The sequence below is a fragment of the Pseudomonas reinekei genome, assembly GCF_001945365.1.
GTDB classification, from domain to species: Bacteria; Pseudomonadota; Gammaproteobacteria; order Pseudomonadales; family Pseudomonadaceae; genus Aquipseudomonas; species Aquipseudomonas reinekei.
In genome coordinates this window covers 81,834-104,923 of record NZ_MSTQ01000007.1, presented here as the reverse complement: position 1 = coordinate 104,923, position 23,090 = coordinate 81,834, and the positions used below count along the sequence as shown (strand labels likewise).

Sequence of the window (23,090 nt, the reverse complement as noted above, 5' to 3'; positions counted from 1 at the left end):
TGTACAGAGAATGACAACTACAGTGGAAAACCGTGTTCAGCCTGTGCCGCACTGTCGGATAACCTGTGTGTCAAAGTGCGCCTTATCCACAGGCAGGTTACCCACAGACTTTCACCCCGAGTTGTGCAATGAGCTTAGACCCGGTTATCCACAGAGCTTATACACAGACCATTGGTCGTCTTTTTGGCGTATAAATCGCTGATTCTTCTTGTTCGATGGACCACCTACGTGTGGATAAGTCGGCGTCTGGTCGCTACAATGGCCGCTTGTTTTTGCCTCACCGGCTTTCAACTTAGGGGATATCCGTGTCAGTGGAACTTTGGCAGCAGTGCGTGGAGCTTCTGCGCGATGAGCTGCCTGCCCAACAATTCAACACTTGGATCCGTCCACTACAGGTCGAAGCCGAAGGCGACGAGTTGCGTGTCTATGCGCCCAATCGTTTTGTCCTGGACTGGGTCAACGAGAAATATCTCGGTCGCGTGATGGAGCTGCTGGACGAGCACGGCAATGGCATGACGCCCGCGCTTTCCTTATTAATAGGCAGCAAACGCAGTTCAGCGCCGCGTGCAGCACCGAATGCTCCGCTTGCCGCAGCTGCGTCCCAGGCTCAGGCCGCGTCAGCACCTGTCAGCACACCGCCCCCGGCTCCAGCGCCGGCCAAGCGTGCAACGCAAAAAGTCGCCGAAGTCACTGAGGAAGAGCCGTCCCGTGACAGCTTCGACCCAATGGCCGGCGCCAGTTCGCAACAGGCACCGGTTCGCTCCGAACAACGCACCGTGCAGGTTGAAGGTGCGCTCAAGCACACCAGTTACCTGAACCGTACTTTCACCTTCGAAAACTTCGTTGAAGGTAAGTCCAACCAATTGGCCCGGGCTGCAGCCTGGCAAGTGGCGGATAACCCCAAGCACGGTTACAACCCGTTGTTCCTGTATGGCGGCGTAGGTCTGGGTAAAACCCACTTGATGCACGCAGTGGGTAACCATCTATTAAAGAAGAATCCGAATGCCAAGGTTGTGTACCTGCATTCCGAGCGCTTCGTGGCGGACATGGTCAAGGCTCTGCAGCTAAATGCGATCAACGAGTTCAAGCGGTTCTACCGTTCGGTGGATGCTTTGCTGATCGATGACATTCAGTTCTTCGCCCGCAAAGAGCGTTCCCAGGAAGAATTTTTCCACACCTTCAACGCCCTGCTTGAAGGTGGCCAGCAGGTCATTCTCACCAGTGACCGCTATCCGAAAGAAATCGAAGGCCTTGAAGAGCGCCTGAAATCTCGCTTCGGCTGGGGCCTGACGGTTGCCGTCGAGCCGCCGGAGCTGGAAACCCGTGTGGCGATCTTGATGAAGAAAGCCGACCAGGCCAAAGTCGAACTGCCTCACGATGCAGCGTTCTTTATTGCCCAGCGCATTCGCTCCAACGTCCGTGAGCTGGAAGGTGCGCTGAAACGCGTGATTGCTCACTCGCACTTCATGGGGCGCGATATCACCATCGAGTTGATTCGCGAATCCCTGAAGGATCTGTTGGCGCTCCAGGACAAACTGGTCTCTGTGGATAACATTCAGCGCACCGTCGCCGAGTATTACAAGATCAAGATTTCCGATTTGCTGTCCAAACGCCGTTCTCGTTCGGTCGCCCGTCCACGTCAGGTTGCCATGGCGTTGTCCAAGGAATTGACTAACCACAGCCTGCCGGAAATCGGCGATGTGTTCGGCGGACGCGACCACACGACGGTTTTGCACGCCTGCCGCAAGATCAATGAACTTAAGGAATCCGACGCGGACATCCGCGAGGACTACAAGAACCTGCTGCGTACACTGACTACTTGATGAACACCAGCGCAGCTTATTAAGGCAAGGGACTAGACCATGCATTTCACCATTCAACGCGAAGCCCTGTTGAAACCCCTGCAACTGGTCGCAGGCGTCGTCGAACGCCGACAGACCTTGCCGGTGCTCTCCAACGTGCTGTTGGTTGTCGAAGGCCAGCAACTGTCGTTGACCGGTACTGACCTGGAAGTCGAACTGGTCGGTCGTGTTCAACTCGAAGAGCCTGCTGAAACCGGCTCCATCACTGTGCCTGCGCGCAAGCTGATGGACATCTGTAAAAGCCTGCCAAACGATGCGTTGATCGACATCAAGGTTGACGAGCAGAAGCTCGTGGTGAAGGCCGGCCGTAGCCGTTTCACGCTGTCGACATTGCCAGCCAACGATTTCCCGACTGTCGAAGAAGGCCCGGGCTCGCTGACCTGCAGCCTGGAGCAAAGCAAGCTGCGTCGCCTGATCGAGCGCACCAGTTTCGCCATGGCTCAACAGGACGTGCGTTACTACCTCAATGGCATGCTGCTGGAAGTGTCGGCCGGCATCATTCGCGCCGTGGCCACCGACGGCCACCGTCTGGCGATGTGCTCGATGCAGGCCGATATCGGGCAACCGGATCGCCACCAGGTCATCGTGCCGCGCAAAGGTATCCTTGAGCTTGCACGTTTGCTAACCGAACCGGACGGCATCGTCAGCATCGTACTGGGCCAGCACCACATTCGCGCCACCACCGGCGAGTTCACCTTCACCTCAAAACTGGTCGACGGTAAATTCCCTGATTACGAGCGTGTTCTGCCAAAAGGCGGCGACAAGCTGGTACTCGGTGATCGTCAGGCTCTGCGCGAAGCATTCAGCCGTACTGCGATTTTGTCCAACGAGAAGTACCGCGGTATCCGTCTGCAGTTGGCCAACGGTCAGCTGAAAATCCAGGCGAATAACCCGGAGCAGGAAGAAGCGGAAGAAGAAGTAGGCGTTGAGTACAACGGCGGCTCCCTGGAAATCGGCTTCAACGTCAGCTATCTGCTCGACGTATTGGGCGTGATGACCACCGAGCAGGTTCGTCTGATTCTGTCCGACTCGAACAGCAGTGCGCTGGTGCAAGAGTCCGACAACGACGATTCGGCTTACGTCGTCATGCCGATGCGTCTCTAATCATGCTCAGCAGAAGCTAGATGTCCTTAAGTCGCGTCTCGGTCACCGCGGTGCGCAATCTGCACCCGGTGACCTTCTCCCCCTCCCCCCGAATCAATATTCTTTACGGCGCCAACGGCAGCGGCAAAACCAGTGTTCTGGAAGCCATTCACCTGCTGGGGCTTGCCCGTTCGTTTCGCAGCACCCGGCTGTTACCGGTCATTCAGTATGAGCAACTGGCGTGCACAGTATTCGGACAGGTCGAACTGGCCGAGGGAGGGCAGAGCGCTTTAGGCATCTCCCGGGATCGTCAGGGAGAGTTCCAGATCCGTATCGATGGACAGAACGCCCGTAGCGCTGCGCAGTTGGCCGAGATACTGCCGCTGCAGTTGATCAACCCGGACAGCTTTCGTCTGCTTGAAGGGGCACCGAAGATTCGCCGCCAGTTTCTCGATTGGGGTGTGTTCCACGTGGAACCCCGATTCATGGCGACATGGCAGCGCTTGCAGAAGGCTCTGCGTCAGAGAAACTCCTGGCTGCGGCATGGTACACTTGACGCCGTTTCGCAGGCGGTTTGGGACAGGGAACTGTGTCAGGCCAGCGCTGAAATCGATGAATACCGCCGCGCCTACATCAAAGCCTTAAAACCAGTCTTTGAACAGACCTTGAGCGAATTGGTTGAGCTTGAGGGCTTAACGCTCAGCTATTACAGAGGCTGGGACAAAGACCGAGAGTTGGGCGCTGTGCTCGCCGGGTCCTTGCAACGGGACCAGCAAATGGGTCATACCCAGGCCGGACCACAACGCGCTGATTTGCGTCTCAGACTGGGCGCTCATAATGCCGCAGACATCTTGTCTCGTGGACAGCAGAAGTTGGTGGTCTGTGCTTTGCGAATTGCTCAAGGGCACTTGGTGAGCCAGGCACGACGCGGTCAGTGTATTTATCTGGTGGATGACTTGCCGTCCGAACTGGACGAGCAGCACCGCCGCGCGCTTTGCCGCTTGCTGGAAGACTTACGCTGCCAGGTGTTCATCACCTGTGTAGATCACGAATTATTGAGGGAAGGCTGGCAGACGGAAACGCCAGTCGCTCTGTTCCACGTGGAACAGGGCCGTATCACCCAGACCCACGACCATCGGGAGTGAAGGCATTGAGCGAAGAAAATACGTACGACTCAACGAGCATTAAAGTGCTGAAAGGCCTGGATGCCGTACGCAAACGTCCCGGTATGTACATTGGCGACACCGACGATGGTAGCGGCCTGCACCACATGGTGTTCGAGGTGGTCGACAACTCGATCGACGAAGCGCTCGCCGGCCACTGTGACGATATCAGCATCATTATCCACCCGGATGAATCCATCACCGTTCGCGACAACGGCCGTGGCATTCCGGTAGACGTGCACAAAGAAGAAGGCGTTTCTGCAGCCGAGGTCATCATGACCGTGCTGCACGCCGGCGGTAAGTTCGACGATAACTCCTACAAAGTTTCCGGCGGTCTGCACGGTGTAGGTGTTTCGGTAGTAAACGCCTTGTCCGAACAGCTGGTTCTGACTGTCCGTCGTAGCGGCAAGATCTGGGAACAGACTTACGTTCACGGCGTTCCGCAAGAGCCGATGAAAATCGTTGGCGACAGCGAAACCACCGGCACCCAGATTCACTTCAAGGCTTCCAGCGAAACCTTCAAGAACATCCACTTCAGTTGGGACATCCTGGCCAAGCGAATCCGTGAACTGTCCTTCCTCAACTCCGGTGTCGGCATCGTCCTCAAGGATGAGCGCAGCGGCAAGGAAGAGCTGTTCAAGTATGAAGGCGGCCTGCGTGCATTCGTTGAATACCTGAACACCAACAAGACTCCGGTCAACCAGGTGTTCCACTTCAATATCCAGCGTGAAGACGGCATCGGCGTGGAAATCGCCTTGCAATGGAACGACAGCTTCAACGAGAACCTGTTGTGCTTCACCAACAACATTCCGCAGCGCGATGGCGGTACTCACTTGGTGGGGTTCCGTTCCGCACTGACGCGTAACCTGAACACCTATATCGAAGCTGAAGGCCTGGCGAAGAAGCACAAAGTCGCCACCACCGGTGACGATGCCCGTGAAGGCCTGACCGCGATCATTTCGGTAAAGGTACCGGATCCGAAGTTCAGCTCCCAGACCAAAGACAAGCTGGTTTCTTCCGAAGTGAAGACCGCGGTCGAACAGGAAATGGGCAAGTACTTCTCCGACTTCCTGCTGGAAAACCCGAACGAAGCCAAGCTGGTTGTCGGCAAGATGATCGACGCCGCCCGTGCCCGTGAAGCGGCGCGCAAGGCCCGTGAAATGACCCGTCGTAAAGGCGCGTTGGATATCGCAGGCCTGCCGGGCAAACTGGCGGACTGCCAGGAAAAAGACCCTGCCCTGTCCGAACTGTACCTCGTGGAAGGTGACTCTGCTGGCGGCTCCGCCAAGCAGGGACGTAACCGGAAGACCCAGGCCATTCTGCCCCTCAAGGGTAAAATCCTGAACGTCGAGAAAGCACGCTTCGACAAGATGATCTCTTCTCAGGAAGTCGGCACCTTGATCACTGCGCTCGGCTGCGGCATCGGTCGCGAAGAGTACAACATCGACAAGCTGCGTTATCACAACATCATCATCATGACCGATGCTGACGTCGACGGTTCGCACATCCGTACCCTGCTGCTGACCTTCTTCTTCCGTCAGCTGCCGGAGCTGATCGAGCGTGGCTACATCTACATCGCTCAGCCGCCACTGTACAAAGTCAAGAAAGGCAAGCAAGAGCAATACATCAAAGACGACGACGCCATGGAAGAGTACATGACGCAGTCGGCCCTGGAAGATGCGAGCCTGCACCTGAACGAAGAGGCCCCGGGTATCTCCGGTGAAGCCCTTGAGCGTCTGGTGAATGATTTCCGTCTGGTGATGAAGACCCTAAAGCGTCTGTCGCGCCTGTACCCACAGGAACTGACCGAGCACTTCATCTACCTGCCGGCCGTGAGCCTGGAGCAATTGTCTGATCACGCAGCGATGCAGGATTGGCTGGCTCAGTACGAAGTGCGTTTGCGTACCGTCGAGAAGTCGGGCCTGGTCTACAAGGCCAGCCTGCGTGAAGACCGTGAACGTAACGTCTGGTTGCCAGAGGTCGAGCTGATCTCCCACGGCCTGTCGAACTACGTCACCTTCAACCGCGACTTCTTCGGCAGCAACGACTACAAAACCGTCGTATCCCTCGGCGCTCAACTGAGCACTCTGTTGGACGACGGCGCGTACATCCAGCGTGGCGAGCGCAAGAAGCAGGTCACCGAGTTCAAGGAAGCCCTTGAGTGGTTGATGGCTGAAAGTACCAAGCGTCACACCATCCAGCGATACAAAGGTCTGGGTGAAATGAACCCGGATCAGCTGTGGGAAACCACCATGGACCCTGGCTCGCGCCGCATGCTGAAAGTGACCATCGAAGACGCCATTGGCGCGGACCAGATCTTCAACACCCTGATGGGTGACGCGGTCGAACCTCGTCGTGACTTCATCGAAAGCAACGCTCTGGCAGTTTCCAACCTGGACTTCTGATCCCGGTCGGCGCCAACAAAAGGCCAACGCATCTGCGTTGGCCTTTTTTATTACCTGCCATTTACTCGCTCGCTAGCGTCACGCTCTCCAACCGATACCCGTACCCATAAATCGTCAGCAGTTGCCAACCACGATCAGCCGTCAGGCCAAGTTTGTTGCGCAGGCGGTAGATGTGGGTGTCCAGTGGGCGCGATGACGATATTTCTTCGTGGGGCCAGAATCTTTCGTACAGATAGTCCCGCGACAACGGTCGGCCGAGGTTGCTGAACAGGCAGTGTGCCAGGCGGTACTCGCGCTCGGTCATGACGATCGGTTTGCCGTCGCGAGTGACGGTCAGTTCGGCATCGTCGAATACCAGGTCGTTGAAGCTCAAGGTATCAGAGGTCGCACGTTGTTGGCTGTGCCGGCGCAGCACTGCGCCCACCCGCGCTTTCAGTTCGTTGGGGCGAAACGGTTTGCTGACGTAGTCGTCGGCGCCGGCATTCAGGGCCTGGACGATATCGTTTTCGCCGTCTCGGCTGGTGAGCATGATCGCGGCCGGTGGTGCGTCCATGTGTTCACGGCTCCAACGCAGCACCTCCAGGCCGGTGAGATCAGGCAGTTGCCAATCGAGGATCAGCAGGTCGAACGTTTCCCGGCGCAGTTGTCGCAGCAGGTCTTCCCCGCGTTCGAAACTGTGCAGTGACCAGGGTTGCTCGCCAGCGTCCGCCATCTGCTGCAGGGTTTGTTCGACGCGGCGTAGTTCAGCGGGCTCATCGTCCAATATCGCAACACGCATACGCGATGGTTCCTTCACTGGGTCGTTAAGGAAGCGGCCACCCTTGGACGGCGTCCGCTATGATTCTTGGGTCTACATCTTCAGATCGGAGATCTATGAAACCATTCACCCTGCCCTGCCGTTATTCCCATGAATAGTCCACGCCGTGGGGAAAGCCGTGAGCCGAGCCAGGTTGAGCGATTATTTCGCCAATTGGTGCGCGAGTGGTTGTGGATCAGTCTAGTGCTCCTGCCGCTGACTGCACTGCTGTCCTATCGACTTCAAATGAATCTGAACGACGCATCGCCAGGCTTGAGCGCGCTGCTGTCGGTGGCCCTGGTGGCTTGTGTTCTCGGGCTGCTGTTGTGGCGTCCGCGGCTGGCGCTCTGGCTGACGTTGAGTGGCATGCTGTGTGCCTTGCTGACCAGCGCCGGCCTCGCAGAGTTGAGAAAATGGTGGTCTCCGACACCTGCGTTGCTGAGCATGCTGTTAGCGTATTTGATCTGGAACTGGCGGCGGCTTAGTGTCGTGCTGACCTATTTTGGCTGGGAGCTGGCGCGTCTGGACAGCGAACCGAAAGTGTTTCCGGAGCGCCGGCGTGCTCACTTCCCGAGCGGGGATCGTTTGCAGAAGCAGGTCATGGCGCTAGAGCAAGCCATGAGCCGGACGCGAGATACCCATCGTTTCATCGCCGACGGGCTTGAGTATCTGCCCGTAGCCACCTTGATCAGTGACCCCCATGGGCAGATTTTGCTCAGTAACCGTAAAGCACGGGATCTGTTCGGCGGCAGCCTGGTGGGAGATGGCGTGCTTGAACAGTTGGTTAGGCTGGGTTACCCGGGTGTCAGCCCCGCTCCGGGCTCGCATTTATCCACACTGCCGTTGCTGGAGTTCCGTGACGTAAGAGAACGCAGCTTGCGCCTGGAACGCGCTGAGTTGTTACCGGCAGATGGCGAAATGCCGGCCGGCTGGCTTTGGAGCCTGACGGACCTGAGTATTGAACGCGACGCGCAAGAGCAGCGTGCAGTCATGTTGCGCTTTCTCTCCCATGATTTGCGGGCACCGCACTCGGCCATTCTTGCGCTGCTCGATGTGCATCGCCATCAAGTGGGCGGTGACACGCAGCTCTTCAATCAAATCGAGCTTCAGGTGCGTAGGGCTCTGGACCTGACGGACGGCTTCGTGCAACTGGCAAAGGCCGAGTCTGATGCCTATCACTTTCAACCCAGCCTGTTTGCGATGCTGGTGCTGGATGTGTTCGATCAGGCACTGCCCCTTGCGCAACACAAGCAGATCCAACTGGTGCACGAAGTGGAGGATGAGGCTCAGGAGAGCCTGGTGATGGCAGACCAGGCTTTGTTGACCCGGGCGCTGTTCAATCTGTTGGAGAACGCGATCAAATACAGCGCTGCGGGCACTCGTGTCAGTTTGCGCGTCAGGCACAGCAGCGACTGGTTGACCTGTGAGCTCATCGATCAGGGAAAAGGCATTGCCGCCGAAGAGTTGCCCGAGCTATTTAGCCAGTATCGACGCTTCTCTTCTGCCCAGGGAATCGACGGCGTGGGCCTGGGGTTGTCGATGGTGAAGGCGGTGGTGGATCGCCATGGGGGGCGAATTGAATGCTCCAGCGTGGTCGGCGAAGGCACCTGTTTCCGGCTCGATTTTCCGTTGCTTTTAGAGTGAATCCAGAGTGTTTTCGCGGGCATAAAAAAACCGGCTATATCAACCGGTTTTTTTGCGCCCGTAAAAACTTATGCACGGTTTCATGATTTTTATAATTTTATAAAAATTCTAATAAAATCATAAAGTTATTGATATTTAGCGACGCTTTTCAGCGAAACGGTACACAGCTTATCCACAGAATCTCAGACAGCCACCGAGTCCGTGGAAACCGGCGCTTTCGGAGCCGGCGGCAGCGAGCCCATTTCGCGCTGCATTTGCTCGTTCCAGGCTTGAACCCGATCGTTCAAATCAGCAATGGCTCGCGGCCCGCTGCCCTCGGCATACATAGGCTCGCCGATGATTACGGTAATCACGCCGGGACGCTTCGCCCAACCGGTTTTAGGCCAGAACTTGCCGGCATTGTGCGCAATCGGCAGCACCGGCAGGTCGGCGTTGACCGCCAAAGCGGTACCGCCGCGGGAGAATTTTCCGATCGTGCCGTATGGAACGCGCGTGCCTTCAGGGAAGATCAATACCCAGACATTGTCCTTGAGTAGCTCGTCGCCCTTCTTGGCGACATGCTTGAGAGCGGCTTTGGGGTTATCACGGTCGATGGCGATTGGCCGAAGCATGGCCATCGCCCAACCGAAAAACGGCACATAAAGCAGTTCACGCTTGAGCACCTGGCTCAGCGGTGAAAAATAGGCGGAAAGAAAAAACGTCTCCCAGGTGCTTTGATGGTTCGACTGGATCACGCAGGGACGATCCGGCACGTTGTGCTCGCCCTTCACTTCGTAGCGAATACCCAGGAACACCTTGCTCAACCACAAAGCGCAACGGCACCAATAGACATTGATGAAGCGATAACGCGCCTTGAACGGCAAAAAGGGCGCGATAAAAAAACTCAGGCTGCACCACAGCAAGGAGCTGGTGCCCAGCAGCAGGTAAAAGAGAAAGGTCGTGATGGCCTGCAATATCGACATGGTGACGTTTACCGTTGCGGGCAACACCCGCCTGTATAAAGCGCACTCCTGATCAATCCTTTATCAGGAAATTTCAGAAGCACTCTAATTGTGGATAAGTTCTGCGGCAATCGCCGCCAGATCGTCAAAAATCAATGTGCCGACCGGAAGGGTTTTACCCAAAGTCTTTTCGCCTTTCCCGGTCTTTACCAAAACTGGCTGTGAATCGACGGCTTTGGCGGCTTCCAGGTCACCGAGACTGTCGCCGACGAACCAAAGATTGGTCAGCGATACGTTGTAATGTGCGGCGATGCTTTTCAGCATCCCGGGTTTCGGCTTGCGGCAATCGCAGCCTTCGTCCGGCCCGTGCGGGCAGTAGACGATCAGGCCGACTTCACCGCCCTGCTCTGCCACCAGCGAGCGCAGGCGCCCGTGCATGGCATCCAGGGTGGCGATGTCGTAATACCCTCGAGCGATGCCCGACTGGTTGGTAGCGACCGCTACCGTCCAGCCGGCCTTGCTCAACTGCGCGATGGCTTCGATCGAACCGGGAAGTGGAATCCACTCCGCCACCGACTTGATGTAAGCGTCGGAGTCGTAATTGATCACTCCGTCCCGATCGAGAATCAGCAGTTTCAACAGCAGCCCCTCAGCCCAGCAGCGAAATGTCGGCGACGCCGAGGAACAGGCCACGCAAGCGCGCCAGCAACGCATAACGGTTGGCACGAACGTTGGCATCTTCAGCGTTGACCATCACCGCCTCGAAGAACGCATCCACCGGCTCGCGCAACGCCGCCAGGCGTGCCAGCGATTCGCTGTACTGACGAGCGGCAGCCATCGGCTGAACGGCCTGGTCTGCCTGCTGGATCGCCGAGTACAGGGAGAACTCGTTGGCGTTGTCGAAGTACTTGGCTTCTACCACGGTAGGAACGGAACCTTCGACCTTGCTCAGCAGGTTCGATACACGCTTGTTCACGGCAGCCAGAGCGGCGGCTTCCGGCAATTGGCGGAAGGCCTGTACGGCTTGCACACGCTGATCGAAGTCCAGCGCCGAACCCGGCTTCAGGGCACGTACCGACAGGTAGGTCGCGACATCGACGCCTTCGTCTTCGTAACGCGCACGCAGACGATCGAAGATGAACTCCAGCACCGAATCGTTCAGGCCGGCAGCCTTGACCTTGGCGCCGAACGCAGTCACGGCGAAAGCCACGGCGTCGTTCAGGTCCAGATCGAGTTTTTTCTCGATCAGGATACGCAGCACACCCAGCGCAGCACGGCGCAGTGCGTAGGGGTCTTTGCTGCCGGTTGGCAGCATGCCGATACCGAAAATACCCACCAGCGTGTCGAGCTTGTCGGCGATGGCCACGGCCGCACCGGTCAGGGTGGACGGCAATTCAGCCCCGGCACCGCGCGGCATGTACTGCTCGTTCAGCGCCAGTGCAACGTCTTGCGGCTCGCCATCGTTGAGGGCGTAGTAGTAACCGGCGACGCCTTGCATCTCCGGGAACTCGCCGACCATTTCGGTCGCCAGGTCGCACTTGGACAGCAGGCCTGCACGGGCAGCCCACGAAGCGTTGCCGCCGATGCGTGCCGCGATGTACGCGGCCAGTTTGGAAACACGTTCGGCCTTGTCGTAGACGCTGCCGAGTTTTTCCTGGAACACCACGTTCTGCAGGCGCAGGTTGAAGTCTTCGAGTTTCTGCTTCTTGTCTTGCTTGAAGAAGAACTCGGCGTCGGTCAGGCGTGGGCGAACCACTTTCTCGTTACCGGCAATGATCTGCTGCGGGTCCTTGCTTTCGATGTTGGCCACGGTAATGAAACGTGGCAGCAACTTGCCGTCGGCATCCAGCAGGCAGAAGTATTTCTGGTTGTCCTGCATGGTGGTGATCAGCGCTTCTTGCGGTACGTCGAGGAAGCGCTCCTCGAACGAGCACACCAGCGGCACCGGCCATTCGACCAGCGCGGTCACTTCATCGAGCAGGTCAGGCGGCACGATCGCGGTGCCTTCCTGGCGGGTCGCCAGTTCTTCGGTGCGCTTGCTGATGATCTCGCGACGCTCGTTGGCATCGGCCAATACATAAGCGGCACGCAGGTCGGCCAGGTAGCTGGACGGCGAACCGATGCGCACGTTTTGCGGGTGATGGAAGCGGTGACCACGGGAATCGCGGCCGGACTTCTGGGCGAGGATCGTGCAGTCGATGACCTGGTCACCGAGCAGCATCACCAGCCATTGGGTCGGACGCACGAATTCTTCCTTGCGCGCGCCCCAACGCATGCGTTTCGGGATCGGCAGGTCGTTCAGCGAGTCTTCGACGATGGTCGGCAACAGGCTGGCGGTCGGCTTGCCAGCGATGCTTTGGCTGTAGCGCAGTTTCGGGCCGCTCTGATCGATTTCGCTCAGGTCGACGCCGCACTTCTTGGCAAAGCCCAGTGCCGCTTGAGTCGGGTTGCCTTCGGCATCGAACGCGGCCTGACGTGGCGGGCCATCGAGGTTGATGCTACGGTCCGGCTGCTGAGTGGCCAGTGCGGTAATCAGCACGGCCAGGCGGCGCGGGGCGGCATAAACGGTTTTGGTCTCGTAGTTCAGGCCGGCAGCTTGCAGGCCCTTGTCGATACCGGCGAGGAACGCCTCGGCCAGGGTGTTCAGGGCCTTGGGTGGCAGTTCTTCAGTGCCCAGTTCAACCAGAAAATCCAGAGCACTCATTGTGCAGCCTCCAGCTTGGCCAGTACTTCATCACGCAGGTCCGGGGTCGCCATCGGGAAGCCCAGCTTGGCGCGAGCCAGCAGGTAGGCTTGCGCAACGGAACGCGCCAGGGTGCGTACACGCAGGATGTATTGCTGGCGCGCGGTCACGGAAATGGCCCGGCGTGCATCCAGCAGGTTGAAGGTGTGGGATGCCTTCAACACCATTTCGTAGCTCGGCAACGGCAGTGGCTGATCGAGCTCGATCAGGCGCTTGGCTTCGCTTTCGTAGAAATCGAACAGTTCGAACAGCTTGTCGACGTTGGCGTGTTCGAAGTTGTAGGTGGATTGCTCCACTTCGTTCTGGTGGAACACGTCGCCGTAGGTCACTTTGCCGAACGGACCGTCAGCCCAGACCAGGTCGTAGACCGAGTCCACGCCTTGCAGGTACATGGCCAGACGCTCAAGACCGTAGGTGATCTCGCCGGTCACCGGGTAGCACTCGATGCCGCCCGCTTGCTGGAAGTAAGTGAATTGCGTCACTTCCATGCCATTGAGCCAGACTTCCCAGCCCAGACCCCAGGCGCCGAGGGTCGGCGATTCCCAGTTGTCTTCAACGAAGCGGATGTCGTGGACCAGCGGGTCCAGGCCGACGTGCTTGAGGGAGCCCAGGTACAGTTCCTGGAAGTTGTCCGGGTTCGGCTTCAGGACTACCTGGAACTGGTAGTAGTGCTGCAGACGGTTCGGGTTTTCGCCGTAGCGGCCGTCAGTCGGACGACGGCTTGGCTGCACGTAGGCGGCGTTCCAGGTTTCCGGGCCAATGGCGCGCAGGAATGTTGCGGTGTGGAAAGTGCCGGCGCCTACTTCCATATCGTAGGGCTGAAGTACCACACAACCTTGCTCGGCCCAGTATTGCTGGAGGGCGAGGATCAAGTCTTGGAAGGTACGCACGGCTGGCGTAGGCTGGCTCACGAAATTCACCTGTTTCTTGGGCTGCGATTTAAAGAGCGGGAGTATACCCGATTCATTGCTGCGCACGCCCCCTGGAGCCTTATGCCACGCTGCTTTTGGTGTTCTGAAGATCCGCTGTACATGGCTTATCACGATCAGGAGTGGGGCACGCCGCTACGCGATGCGCAGGGTTTGTTCGAGTTGCTTTTGCTCGAAGGGTTCCAGGCCGGCCTTTCCTGGATCACTGTGCTGCGCAAACGCGAGCATTATCGGCACGTCATGTTCGGTTTTGACGTGCAGCGCGTGGCGCAGATGAGTGATGCCGAAATCGATGAGTTGATGCTGGATCCCGGGATCATCCGCAACCGCCTCAAACTCAACGCGGCCCGGCGCAATGCCCAGGCTTGGCTTGCCCTCGAAGATCCGGTGGCGTTTCTCTGGTCCTTCGTCGGGGGCCATCCTGTGGTCAATCATTTCAAGGATCGCAGCGAAGTGCCGGCCATCACGCGTCAGGCAGTGGAGATGAGCAAAGGCCTGAAAAAAGCCGGTTTCACGTTCGTCGGGCCGACCATTTGCTATGCCCTGATGCAAGCCTCGGGCATGGTCATGGACCACACCCAGGATTGCGATCGCTACGCGCAGCTGGCGAACGGCGGTTAGAATGGCCGGTTCACGCACAGCACAAGATCAGGAGTGACCTGTGGATAAGTTTAAAGGCGCCTTGCTGGTAGGTGCTCTGCGGCTGTTTGCCTTGCTCCCGTGGCGAGCGGTGCAGGCCGTAGGCTCGGCGATTGGCTGGATGATGTGGAAATTCCCCAATCGTTCCCGCGACGTGGTGCGGATCAACCTGTCCAAATGCTTTCCGGACATGGAACCGGCGGAGCGTGAGCGCCTGGTCGGCCAGAGCCTCAAAGACATTGGCAAGTCGCTGACCGAAAGCGCCTGCGCCTGGATCTGGCCGGCCCAGCGCTCCATTGATCTGGTGCGTGAAGTCGAAGGCCTTGATGTGTTGAAGGACGCACTGGCCTCGGGCAAAGGCGTGGTCGGCATCACCAGCCACCTGGGCAACTGGGAAGTGCTCAATCACTTCTATTGCAGCCAGTGCAAACCGATTATTTTCTACCGTCCGCCAAAATTGAAGGCGGTGGATGAGTTGCTGCAAAAGCAGCGCGTGCAATTGGGCAACAAGGTCGCCGCTTCCACCAAGGAAGGCATCCTCAGTGTGATCAAGGAAGTGCGCAAAGGTGGTGCAGTGGGCATTCCCGCTGACCCGGAACCGGCCGAATCCGCCGGGATCTTCGTGCCGTTCTTCGCCACTCAGGCGCTGACCAGCAAGTTTGTGCCGAACATGCTCGCGGGTGGCAAAGCGGTTGGCGTGTTCTTGCATGCGCTGCGGTTGCCGGACGGTTCGGGCTATAAAGTGATCCTCGAAGCGGCGCCGGAAGCGATGTACAGCACCGATACCGAGACTTCCTGCGCCGCGATGAGCCAGGTGGTCGAGCGTTATGTGCGTGCGTATCCGAGCCAGTACATGTGGAGCATGAAGCGCTTCAAGAAGCGTCCGCCGGGCGAAGAACGCTGGTACTGAGTTGATTGGCATGATCTGTGGATAACCTGGGGATCGGGGTTATCCACAACCGTTCAAGAAAGGGCGCAGAAGATGTCCGAACACCGCAAATCGTTTCGCATCAAGATCAGCCACCACAGCTTTGGCGAATGCCTGGGCCAGACGCGTAACCTGTCGACCACAGGCGTCTACGTCATGCATCCAGGCTTGTCGGCGTTGCCAAAGGGCGCGGTGGTGTACGGACAAGTGCAGGACTTACCCACAGGTGCGCCGCGCGTGCGCATGGAAGTGGTGTTGGTGGATGCCGAAGGCATCGGTTTGCGCTATCTCTGATCGGCGCGGTCCAGCTTTTTCAGGAATACCGTCATTTCTTTTTCCGCCTGCTTGTCGCCGTGGGCGCGAGCGGCTTCCAGGCCCCTCTCCCAAGCCAGGCGTGCGGCCGCATGGTCCACCAGCGCCAGGTGCGCCTTGCCCAATAGTTTCCAGGCTGCCGAATATTTCGGGTCGATTTCCACACAACGCTGGAAATGCTCCACAGCCTTGGCATTTTCCCCCAAATCCAGATAACCCTTGCCCAGCCCGAAGCGCAGCAATGAGTTATCCACACCCTTGGCGAGCATTTTTTCCAGGGATTCGATCACAGGAACGTTTCCAGGTCAGTGTCGTTTTCGAAATCGCATCGCCAGCAAGCCGGCTCCTACAGGTTTTGCGCGCTTCTCTGTAGGAGCTGGCTCGCCAGCGATGGCGGTCTAAAGCATTCAGAAAAAGCTCAGTCCTACATGGAACAGCTTCTCCACATCGCGAATATGCTTTTTATCCACAAGGAACAGGATCACATGGTCGCCGGTTTCGATCACGGTGTCGTCGTGGGCGATGATCACTTCTTCGTCGCGGATGATCGCACCGATGGTGGTGCCCGGTGGCAAACCGATGTTCTCGATGGCTTTACCGATCACCTTGCTCGATTTGGCATCGCCATGGGCAATGGCCTCGATGGCTTCCGCCGCGCCCCGGCGCAGTGAGTGCACGCTGACGATGTCGCCGCGTCGGACATGGGCCAGCAAGGTGCCGATGGTCGCCAGTTGCGGGCTGATGGCGATGTCGATATCGCCGCCCTGGATCAGGTCGACATAGGCCGGGTTGTTGATGATGGTCATCACCTTCTTCGCCCCCAGACGCTTGGCCAGCAGCGACGACATGATGTTGGCTTCGTCGTCGTTGGTCAGGGCCAGGAACAGGTCGGCGTCGGCGATGTTCTCTTCCATCAGCAGGTCACGGTCGGAAGCACTGCCCTGCAACACCACCGTGCTGTCCAGCGTGTCGGAGAGATGGCGGCAGCGCGCCGGATTCATCTCAATGATTTTCACCTGATAACGGCTTTCGATGGCCTCGGCCAGACGCTCGCCAATCTGGCCGCCGCCCGCGATGACGATGCGCTTGTAGGTCTCGTCGAGTCGGCGCATTTCGCTCATCACCGCGCGGATATTCGCTTTGGCGGCGATGAAAAACACCTCGTCATCGGCCTCGATCACCGTATCGCCCTGGGGCAGGATCGGCCGGTCACGACGAAAAATCGCGGCCACGCGGGTTTCGACGTTCGGCATGTGCTCACGCAGCTGGCGCAATTGCTGGCCCACCAACGGCCCGCCGTAGTAAGCCCGCACCGCCACCAGTTGCGCCTTGCCTTCGGCGAAGTCGATCACCTGCAGGGCACCGGGGTGCTGGATCAGGCGCTTGATGTAGTTGGTGACCACTTGCTCCGGGCTGATCAGCACATCCACTGGAATCGCTTCATTCTGGAACAGTTGCTCTTCGCGGGTCAGGTACGCGGCTTCGCGCACCCGAGCGATTTTGGTCGGCGTGTGGAACAGGGTGTGGGCGACCTGACAGGCGACCATGTTGGTTTCGTCGCTGTTGGTCACCGCGACCAGCATGTCCGCATCATCCGCCCCGGCCTGACGCAACACGGTCGGGAACGAACCGCGGCCCTGGACGGTGCGGATGTCCAGTCGGTCGCCGAGGTCGCGCAGACGCTCACCGTCAGTGTCGACCACGGTGATGTCGTTCGCTTCGCTGGCCAGGTGTTCCGCCAGCGAACCGCCGACCTGCCCTGCGCCGAGGATGATGATTTTCATCCAGTCACTCCCTTAAACCGTTTAGCCGCGTGCAGCGGCGATCTTGATCAACTTTGCGTAGTAGAAGCCGTCGTGACCGCCCTCTTGGGCCAGCAATTGGCGACCGTGGGGTTGCTTGATGCCGGCCGCCGTGGCCAGGTCCAGCTCACGGGCGCCCGGTGTGCGGGCGAGGAACGCTTCGATGACTTCGGTGTTTTCGGTCGGCAGCGTCGAGCAGGTGGCGTAGAGCAAGATGCCGCCCACTTCCAGGGTCGTCCACATGGCGTCGAGCAGTTCGCCTTGCAACATCGCCAACGCGGCAATGTCGTCAGGTTGGCGGGTCAGCTTGATGTCCGGGTGACGACGAATCACCCCGGTGGCCGAACAGGGCGCATCGAGCAAAATGCGCTGGAACGGTTTGCCGTCCCACCACGCCTGGGTGTCGCGACCGTCGGCGGCGATCAGCTCGGCGCTGAGTTTCAGGCGTTCGAGGTTTTCACGCACGCGCAGCAATCGCTTGGCCTCCAGATCCACCGCCACGACGCCGGCCAGTTTTGGCTCGGCTTCAAGAATGTGGCAGGTTTTGCCGCCCGGTGCGCAGCAGGCGTCGAGCACTCGTTGGCCCGGTGCCAGATCCAGCAGATCGGCCGCCAATTGCGCGGCTTCGTCCTGCACGCTGATCCAGCCATTGGCGAACCCCGGCAGGCTGCGCACATCGGCTGGGGCCTCGAGCACGATACCGTCGCGGCTGTAGACACAGGCTGTTGCGGCGATACCGGCGTCGGTCAGCAAGCCCAGGTAGGCGTCGCGACTGTGATGACGGCGGTTGACCCGCAGAATCATGGGCGGATGCGCATTGTTCGCCGCGCAAATGGCTTCCCATTGCTCAGGCCAGAAAGCCTTGAGGGATTTTTGCAGCCAGCGCGGATGAGCGGTGCGCACCACCGGATCACGTTCCAGCTCGGCGAAAATCGTTTCGCTGTCACGCTGGGCATTACGCAGCACAGCGTTGAGCAAAGCCTTGGCCCAGGGCTTTTTCAGCTTGTCGGCGCAACCGACGGTTTCGCCGATGGCGGCATGGGCCGGAACGCGGGTGTAGAGCAGCTGATAGAGACCCACCAGCAGCAATGCTTCGACATCGGCGTCGGCAGCCTTGAACGGTTTCTGCAGCAACTTGGCCGCCAGCGCCGACAAACGCGGCTGCCAGCGAGCGGTGCCGAAGGCCAGGTCCTGGGTGAAGCCGCGATCCCGGTCCTCGACCTTGTCCAACTGCGTGGGCAGCGAGCTGTTGAGCGAAGCTTTGCCGCTCAGGACGGCGGCGAGTGCCTTGGCGGCGGCCAGACGCGGGTTCATTGAGCGTCCGCCGCTTGACCGAGTACCGTGCCGACGGCGAACTTCTCGCGACGGCTGTTGAACAGGTCACTGAAGTTCAAAGCCTTGCCACCGGGCAGTTGCAGGCGCGTCAGGCACAGGGCCTGTTCACCGCAGGCGACGACCAGACCGTCCTTGCTGGCGCCGAGGATTTCCCCCGGGGCGCCTTTGCCTTCGGTCAGGTGCGCCGCCAGCACTTTCAGGGCTTCGCCGTTCAAGGTGCTGTGGGTGATCGGCCAAGGGTTGAACGCGCGGACCAGACGTTCCAGTTCAACCGCCGGGCGCGCCCAGTCGATGCGTGCTTCGTCTTTGTTCAATTTGTGTGCATAGGTGGCGAGGCTGTCGTCCTGCACTTCACCCTCCAGCGTGCCGGCGGCGAGGCCGGCAATCGCCTGGACCACGGCCGGCGGACCCATTTCGGCCAGTCGATCGTGGAGGCTGCCACCGGTGTCATCGGCGCTGATCGGCGTGGAGACCTTGAGCAGCATCGGCCCGGTATCCAGGCCGGCTTCCATGCGCATCACGGTCACGCCGCTTTCGGCATCGCCTGCTTCCACGGCACGCTGGATCGGCGCCGCACCGCGCCAGCGCGGCAGCAGCGAAGCGTGGCTGTTGATGCAGCCCAGGCGCGGAATATCCAGCACCACTTGCGGCAGGATCAGGCCGTAGGCGACCACCACCAACAAGTCTGGTTTCAACGCGGCCAGTTCAGCTTGCGCGTCTTCGTTGCGCAGGGTGGGCGGTTGCAGCACCGGGATGTTGTTTTCCAGTGCCAACTGCTTGACCGGGCTGGGCATCAATTTTTGCCCACGGCCGGCCGGACGGTCAGGTTGGGTGTAGACCGCAACGGTCTCGTAGGGGCTGTTCAGCAGGGCCTTGAGGTGTTCGGCGGCGAATTCCGGGGTGCCGGCAAAGACGATGCGCAGTGGCTCAGTCATGAAAGCTCTCGATTACACAGCAGCTTGAAAAGAAAAAGGCTTGCCGCAGCAAGCCTTTGAAGAGGGGCATCAGGCGTTCTGGCGATGGAGCTTTTCCAGTTTCTTCTTGATGCGGTCGCGTTTGAGCGTGGACAGGTAATCGACGAACAATTTGCCGTTGAGGTGGTCGCATTCATGCTGGATGCACACCGCGAGCAGATCTTCGGCGATCAGTTCGTAAGGCTTGCCGTCGCGGTCCAGCGCCTTGACTCTGACCCGTTGCGGGCGATCGACGTTTTCGTAGAAGCCCGGCACTGACAGGCAGCCTTCCTGATACTGGCCCATGTCGTCGGTCAGAGGTTCGAGCTCGGGGTTGATGAACACTCGCGGCTCGGTGCGGTCTTCGGAAAGGTCCATCACGACGATACGTTTGTGCACGTTGACCTGGGTCGCGGCGAGGCCGATGCCTGGCGCTTCATACATTGTTTCAAACATGTCGTCGACCAACTGACGCACTTCGTCGTCAACTACGGCCACAGGTTTGGCGATAGTGCGCAGGCGCGAGTCGGGAAATTCGAGGATGTCTAAAATGGCCATAAGCTTGATTACTGCACGTGTGAAGTAAAGTCGGGTCGATGGCCTGGCGGGTCCGAAGATGCAGGCTACCGTTGTAAAACGTAGCTCCCTTCTTTTGATTAGCAAGCCGGGAGCGAGCCACTGACGGCTCTGGCGTTTCACGCGAACGCACATAATAAAGGGATTCAGCGCATGAGGAAATCACTACTCGCCTTGCTCCTTCTGGCCTCGGCCGGTTTGGCGCACGGGCAAGTGCAACTTCGGGAAGGTTTTCCACAGCAATACACGGTGGTATCGGGGGACACACTCTGGGACATCTCGGGTAAATACCTCCGTGAGCCGTGGCAGTGGCCGCAGTTGTGGCAAGCCAATCCGCAGATCGAAAACCCCAATCTCATCTATCCCGGCGATTCGCTGACGCTGGTCTACGTCAATGGCCAGCCACGCCTGACCCTCAGCCGGGGAACGTCGCGGGGCACCATCAAGCTGTCGCCGCGGGTGCGCACCAGCCCGGTGGCCGACGCGATTCCGAGCATCCCGCTGAAATCGATCAACAGCTTTCTGCTGAGCAACCGCATCGTCGACAAAGCCGAGGATTTCGACAAGGCGCCGTACATCGTCGCCGGTGATGCCGAGCGCGTGCTCAGTGGCACCGGGGACCGCATCTTTGCCCGCGGCCACTTCGATCCGGCGCAACCGGTGTATGGCATCTTCCGCCAGGGCAAGGTCTACACCGATCCTCAAACCCAGGAATTCCTGGGGATCAATGCTGATGACATCGGTGGCGGCGAAATCGTCGCCACCGAAGGCGATGTCGCCACGCTGGCGCTGCAACGCACAACCCAGGAAGTACGCCTCGGCGACCGCTTGTTCAGCGGCGAGGAGCGCTCGATCAACTCGACGTTCATGCCCAGCGCTCCAAGCAGTGAAATCGATGGTTTGATCATTGATGTGCCGCGCGGCGTCACGCAGATCGGTGCGCTGGATGTGGTCACGCTGAACAAAGGTCAGCGCGATGGTTTGGCCGAAGGCAACGTGCTGGTGGTGATGAAGACCGGGGAAACCGTGCGTGATCGTATTACCGGTCAACCGCTGAAAATTCCCGATGAGCGGGCCGGCCTGCTGATGGTTTTCCGCACCTACGACAAGCTCAGCTACGGGTTAGTGCTGAACGCATCGCGCTCGCTGGCGGTGATGGACAAGGTGCGAAATCCGTAAGCGTGCTTCACAAGTTACCAACAGAGTTATCCACAGCTTATTCCCGTTTGTACGGGTGCTCATAACGATCAAGGATGATCCATGTCGCGGTCTGCTGCTACACCGGTTTCCCCTGCGGAACTGGAAGCTCGTTTACGTCTGCACCGTTTGCCGGAACTCGGACCGGTGCGTTTCAAGAAGCTGCTCGAGGCCTTCGGTTCGGCATCAAAAGCCATCAGCGCACCGGCCAGTGCCTGGCACGCGCTCGGCTTGCCACTGGCGTGCTCCGAGGCCAGACGCTGCGCTGAAATCCGCGATGGGGCGAGCCACGCATTGGCCTGGCTGGAGCGCCCGGGCCAGCATTTATTGATGTGGGACCAATCCGACTACCCGGCGTTGCTGGCGCAAATCAGCGATGCGCCGCCATTGTTATTCGTGGCGGGCGATCCCGGTATCCTGGAAAAACCACAGCTGGCGATGGTGGGCAGTCGTCGCGCCTCACGGCCGGGCATGGACACCGCGGCGGCGTTTTCCCGCAGTCTGGCCAGCGCCGGTTTCGTCATCACCAGTGGTTTGGCGCTGGGTATCGATGCCGCCGCGCATCAGGCTGCATTAGACGTCGGCGGGCAAACGGTCGGTGTGCTTGGCACGGGTCTTGAAAAGTTTTATCCACAGCGCAATCGGCGGCTGGCGGACGCCATGATCGCCTCCGGCAGCGCGGTGCTTTCGGAGTTTCCACTGGATGCCGGCCCCACCGCTAGCAACTTCCCGCGGCGCAATCGCATCATCAGCGGTTTGTCCCTCGGCGTGTTGGTGGTCGAAGCCAGCGTGGCCAGTGGTTCGTTAATCACGGCCAGGCTGGCGGCGGAACAGGGGCGTGAGGTTTACGCGATTCCCGGGTCGATCCACCACCCCGGCGCCCGGGGTTGCCACCAGTTGATCCGCGACGGAGCGATATTGGTAGAGACCATCGAACATATCCTCGAAGCCCTGCGAGGTTGGCAGCAACAACCGTTGTTCACAGAAACCTGCGAGGCTGCGACCCGCCATCCCCTGTTGATGCTGCTGCATGCGGCGCCTCATACCAGTGAAGCACTGGCCGTCGCCAGCGGCTGGGCGTTGCCCAAAGTGTTGGCGGCATTGACGGAACTGGAGATGGACGGCAACGCCGTGTGTGAAAACGGGCGCTGGTTTGCGCGGGTGAGCTAGGTTTTATAAACAAGATCGGTAAACTGCGCAGAGCCTTATTCTGGAGTGTTTTTCATGGTCAACAGTTGGCGTGTGCAGCAAGCCGCACGAGCAATTCGCGCAGGGGCGGTGATTGCCTACCCAACCGAAGCTGTCTGGGGCCTGGGTTGCGACCCGTGGGACGAAGAGGCAGTGGAGCGTTTGTTGCTGATCAAGGGCCGGGCGGTGGATAAAGGCCTGATTCTGGTGGCCGACAACATCCGTCAGTTCGATTTCCTGTTTGAGGACTTCCCCGAGCTCTGGATGGACCGCATGGCCAGCACCTGGCCGGGGCCGAACACCTGGCTGGTGCCGCATCAGAACATGTTGCCGCAATGGATTACCGGCGTGCACGAGACCGTGGCGCTGCGGGTCAGCGATCACCCGCAGGTGCGGGAATTGTGCGCACTGGTCGGGCCGCTGGTGTCGACCTCCGCCAACCCGCAAGGCCGCCCTGCGGCGCGAACGCGGGTTCGTGTCGAGCAGTATTTCCGTGGACAGGTTGATCTGGTGCTGGGCGGGATGCTGGGCGGGCGCAAAAACCCGAGCGTGATTCGCGATCTGGCGACGGGGCATGTTGTGCGCCCGGATTGA

At 59.2% G+C, this 23,090-nt stretch carries 21 protein-coding genes; 11 read left to right on the top strand and 10 right to left on the bottom strand.

What is annotated here, in order from left to right; all coding sequences use genetic code 11:
• The first annotated feature begins 305 nt into the window (after positions 1-305).
• Genes dnaA through gyrB form a run of 4 tightly spaced genes read left to right on the top strand, consistent with a single transcriptional unit; the run spans position 306 to position 6,513 of the window.
• Complete coding sequence (gene dnaA, locus BVK86_RS13745) at positions 306-1,823, top strand: chromosomal replication initiator protein DnaA (protein WP_075946945.1); 1,518 nt, start codon at positions 306-308, stop codon at positions 1,821-1,823.
• Positions 1,824-1,862: 39 nt separating this feature from the next.
• On the top strand, positions 1,863-2,966 hold the full coding sequence (dnaN, locus tag BVK86_RS13740) for a DNA polymerase III subunit beta (RefSeq protein ID WP_075946944.1): 1,104 nt from the start codon (positions 1,863-1,865) through the stop codon (positions 2,964-2,966).
• A gap of 20 nt (positions 2,967-2,986) precedes the next feature.
• Positions 2,987-4,090, top strand: coding sequence for a DNA replication/repair protein RecF (gene recF / locus BVK86_RS13735; protein WP_075946943.1), 1,104 nt, complete (start codon positions 2,987-2,989; stop codon positions 4,088-4,090).
• Between the two features lie 5 nt (positions 4,091-4,095).
• Positions 4,096-6,513, top strand: a complete 2,418-nt coding sequence (gene gyrB / locus BVK86_RS13730) for a DNA topoisomerase (ATP-hydrolyzing) subunit B (RefSeq protein ID WP_056854376.1) — start codon at positions 4,096-4,098, stop codon at positions 6,511-6,513.
• Positions 6,514-6,574: 61 nt separating this feature from the next.
• Here the strand turns inward: gyrB and BVK86_RS13725 are convergent, their stop codons facing one another.
• Positions 6,575-7,291, bottom strand: coding sequence for a response regulator transcription factor (locus BVK86_RS13725; RefSeq protein WP_075946942.1), 717 nt, complete (start codon positions 7,289-7,291; stop codon positions 6,575-6,577).
• 129 nt (positions 7,292-7,420) lie between these two features.
• Here BVK86_RS13725 and BVK86_RS13720 point away from each other — a divergent pair, with 129 nt between their 5' ends.
• The gene (locus BVK86_RS13720; RefSeq protein WP_075946941.1) at positions 7,421-8,953 is read left to right on the top strand and encodes a sensor histidine kinase; all 1,533 of its coding nucleotides are present in this window, start codon (positions 7,421-7,423) and stop codon (positions 8,951-8,953) included.
• A gap of 182 nt (positions 8,954-9,135) precedes the next feature.
• On the opposite strand, the gene BVK86_RS13715 is transcribed toward BVK86_RS13720, so the two are convergent.
• From BVK86_RS13715 to glyQ, 4 genes are all read right to left on the bottom strand, one after another.
• A complete protein-coding gene (locus BVK86_RS13715) occupies positions 9,136-9,915 on the bottom strand; it encodes a lysophospholipid acyltransferase family protein (protein ID WP_075946940.1) in 780 nt (259 codons plus the stop codon).
• Between the two features lie 84 nt (positions 9,916-9,999).
• A complete protein-coding gene (gene gmhB / locus BVK86_RS13710; RefSeq protein WP_167371508.1) occupies positions 10,000-10,539 on the bottom strand; it encodes a D-glycero-beta-D-manno-heptose 1,7-bisphosphate 7-phosphatase in 540 nt (179 codons plus the stop codon).
• A 4-nt stretch (positions 10,540-10,543) separates the two neighbouring features.
• The gene (gene glyS / locus BVK86_RS13705) at positions 10,544-12,598 is read right to left on the bottom strand and encodes a glycine--tRNA ligase subunit beta (protein WP_075946939.1); all 2,055 of its coding nucleotides are present in this window, start codon (positions 12,596-12,598) and stop codon (positions 10,544-10,546) included.
• Positions 12,595-13,548, bottom strand: coding sequence for a glycine--tRNA ligase subunit alpha (gene glyQ, locus BVK86_RS13700; RefSeq protein ID WP_003187265.1), 954 nt, complete (start codon positions 13,546-13,548; stop codon positions 12,595-12,597). The genes glyS and glyQ overlap by 4 nt, the downstream gene beginning before the upstream one ends.
• Before the next feature lie 81 nt (positions 13,549-13,629).
• Between glyQ and tag the strand changes: the two genes are divergently transcribed.
• The 3 genes from tag (at position 13,630) to BVK86_RS13685 (ending at position 15,427) form a co-directional block, all read left to right on the top strand.
• On the top strand, positions 13,630-14,187 hold the full coding sequence (gene tag, locus BVK86_RS13695; protein ID WP_075946938.1) for a DNA-3-methyladenine glycosylase I: 558 nt from the start codon (positions 13,630-13,632) through the stop codon (positions 14,185-14,187).
• Between the two features lie 40 nt (positions 14,188-14,227).
• Entirely contained in the window at positions 14,228-15,115 is an 888-nt protein-coding gene (locus BVK86_RS13690; RefSeq protein WP_075946937.1) for a lysophospholipid acyltransferase, read from the top strand.
• A 72-nt stretch (positions 15,116-15,187) separates the two neighbouring features.
• The gene (locus tag BVK86_RS13685) at positions 15,188-15,427 is read left to right on the top strand and encodes a PilZ domain-containing protein (protein WP_075946936.1); all 240 of its coding nucleotides are present in this window, start codon (positions 15,188-15,190) and stop codon (positions 15,425-15,427) included.
• Here the strand turns inward: BVK86_RS13685 and BVK86_RS13680 are convergent.
• The 5 genes from BVK86_RS13680 to def all read right to left on the bottom strand — a co-directional run bounded on the left by BVK86_RS13680 (position 15,418) and on the right by def (position 20,093).
• Positions 15,418-15,714, bottom strand: coding sequence for a tetratricopeptide repeat protein (locus tag BVK86_RS13680; protein ID WP_167371507.1), 297 nt, complete (start codon positions 15,712-15,714; stop codon positions 15,418-15,420). The two genes, BVK86_RS13685 and BVK86_RS13680, sit on opposite strands and share 10 nt — an antisense overlap.
• A 138-nt stretch (positions 15,715-15,852) precedes the next feature.
• On the bottom strand, positions 15,853-17,229 hold the full coding sequence (trkA, locus tag BVK86_RS13675) for a Trk system potassium transporter TrkA (protein WP_075946934.1): 1,377 nt from the start codon (positions 17,227-17,229) through the stop codon (positions 15,853-15,855).
• Between the two features lie 21 nt (positions 17,230-17,250).
• A complete protein-coding gene (gene rsmB, locus BVK86_RS13670; protein ID WP_075946933.1) occupies positions 17,251-18,561 on the bottom strand; it encodes a 16S rRNA (cytosine(967)-C(5))-methyltransferase RsmB in 1,311 nt (436 codons plus the stop codon).
• Positions 18,558-19,517, bottom strand: coding sequence for a methionyl-tRNA formyltransferase (gene fmt / locus BVK86_RS13665; RefSeq protein ID WP_075946932.1), 960 nt, complete (start codon positions 19,515-19,517; stop codon positions 18,558-18,560). Before fmt ends, rsmB begins: the two co-directional genes overlap by 4 nt.
• 69 nt (positions 19,518-19,586) lie before the next feature.
• Entirely contained in the window at positions 19,587-20,093 is a 507-nt protein-coding gene (gene def, locus BVK86_RS13660; protein WP_075946931.1) for a peptide deformylase, read from the bottom strand.
• A 171-nt stretch (positions 20,094-20,264) separates the two neighbouring features.
• Here def and BVK86_RS13655 point away from each other — a divergent pair, with 171 nt between their 5' ends.
• From BVK86_RS13655 to tsaC, 3 genes are all read left to right on the top strand, one after another.
• Positions 20,265-21,290 (top strand): LysM peptidoglycan-binding domain-containing protein, encoded by a 1,026-nt coding sequence (locus BVK86_RS13655; RefSeq protein ID WP_075946930.1) that lies wholly within the window; start codon positions 20,265-20,267, stop codon positions 21,288-21,290.
• An 81-nt stretch (positions 21,291-21,371) separates the two neighbouring features.
• Positions 21,372-22,478 carry a DNA-processing protein DprA gene (gene dprA / locus BVK86_RS13650; protein WP_075946929.1) on the top strand — a complete coding sequence of 369 codons (1,107 nt, stop codon included), beginning with the start codon at positions 21,372-21,374 and terminating at the stop codon, positions 22,476-22,478.
• 54 nt (positions 22,479-22,532) lie between these two features.
• Positions 22,533-23,090 (top strand): L-threonylcarbamoyladenylate synthase type 1 TsaC, encoded by a 558-nt coding sequence (gene tsaC / locus BVK86_RS13645; RefSeq protein WP_075946928.1) that lies wholly within the window; start codon positions 22,533-22,535, stop codon positions 23,088-23,090.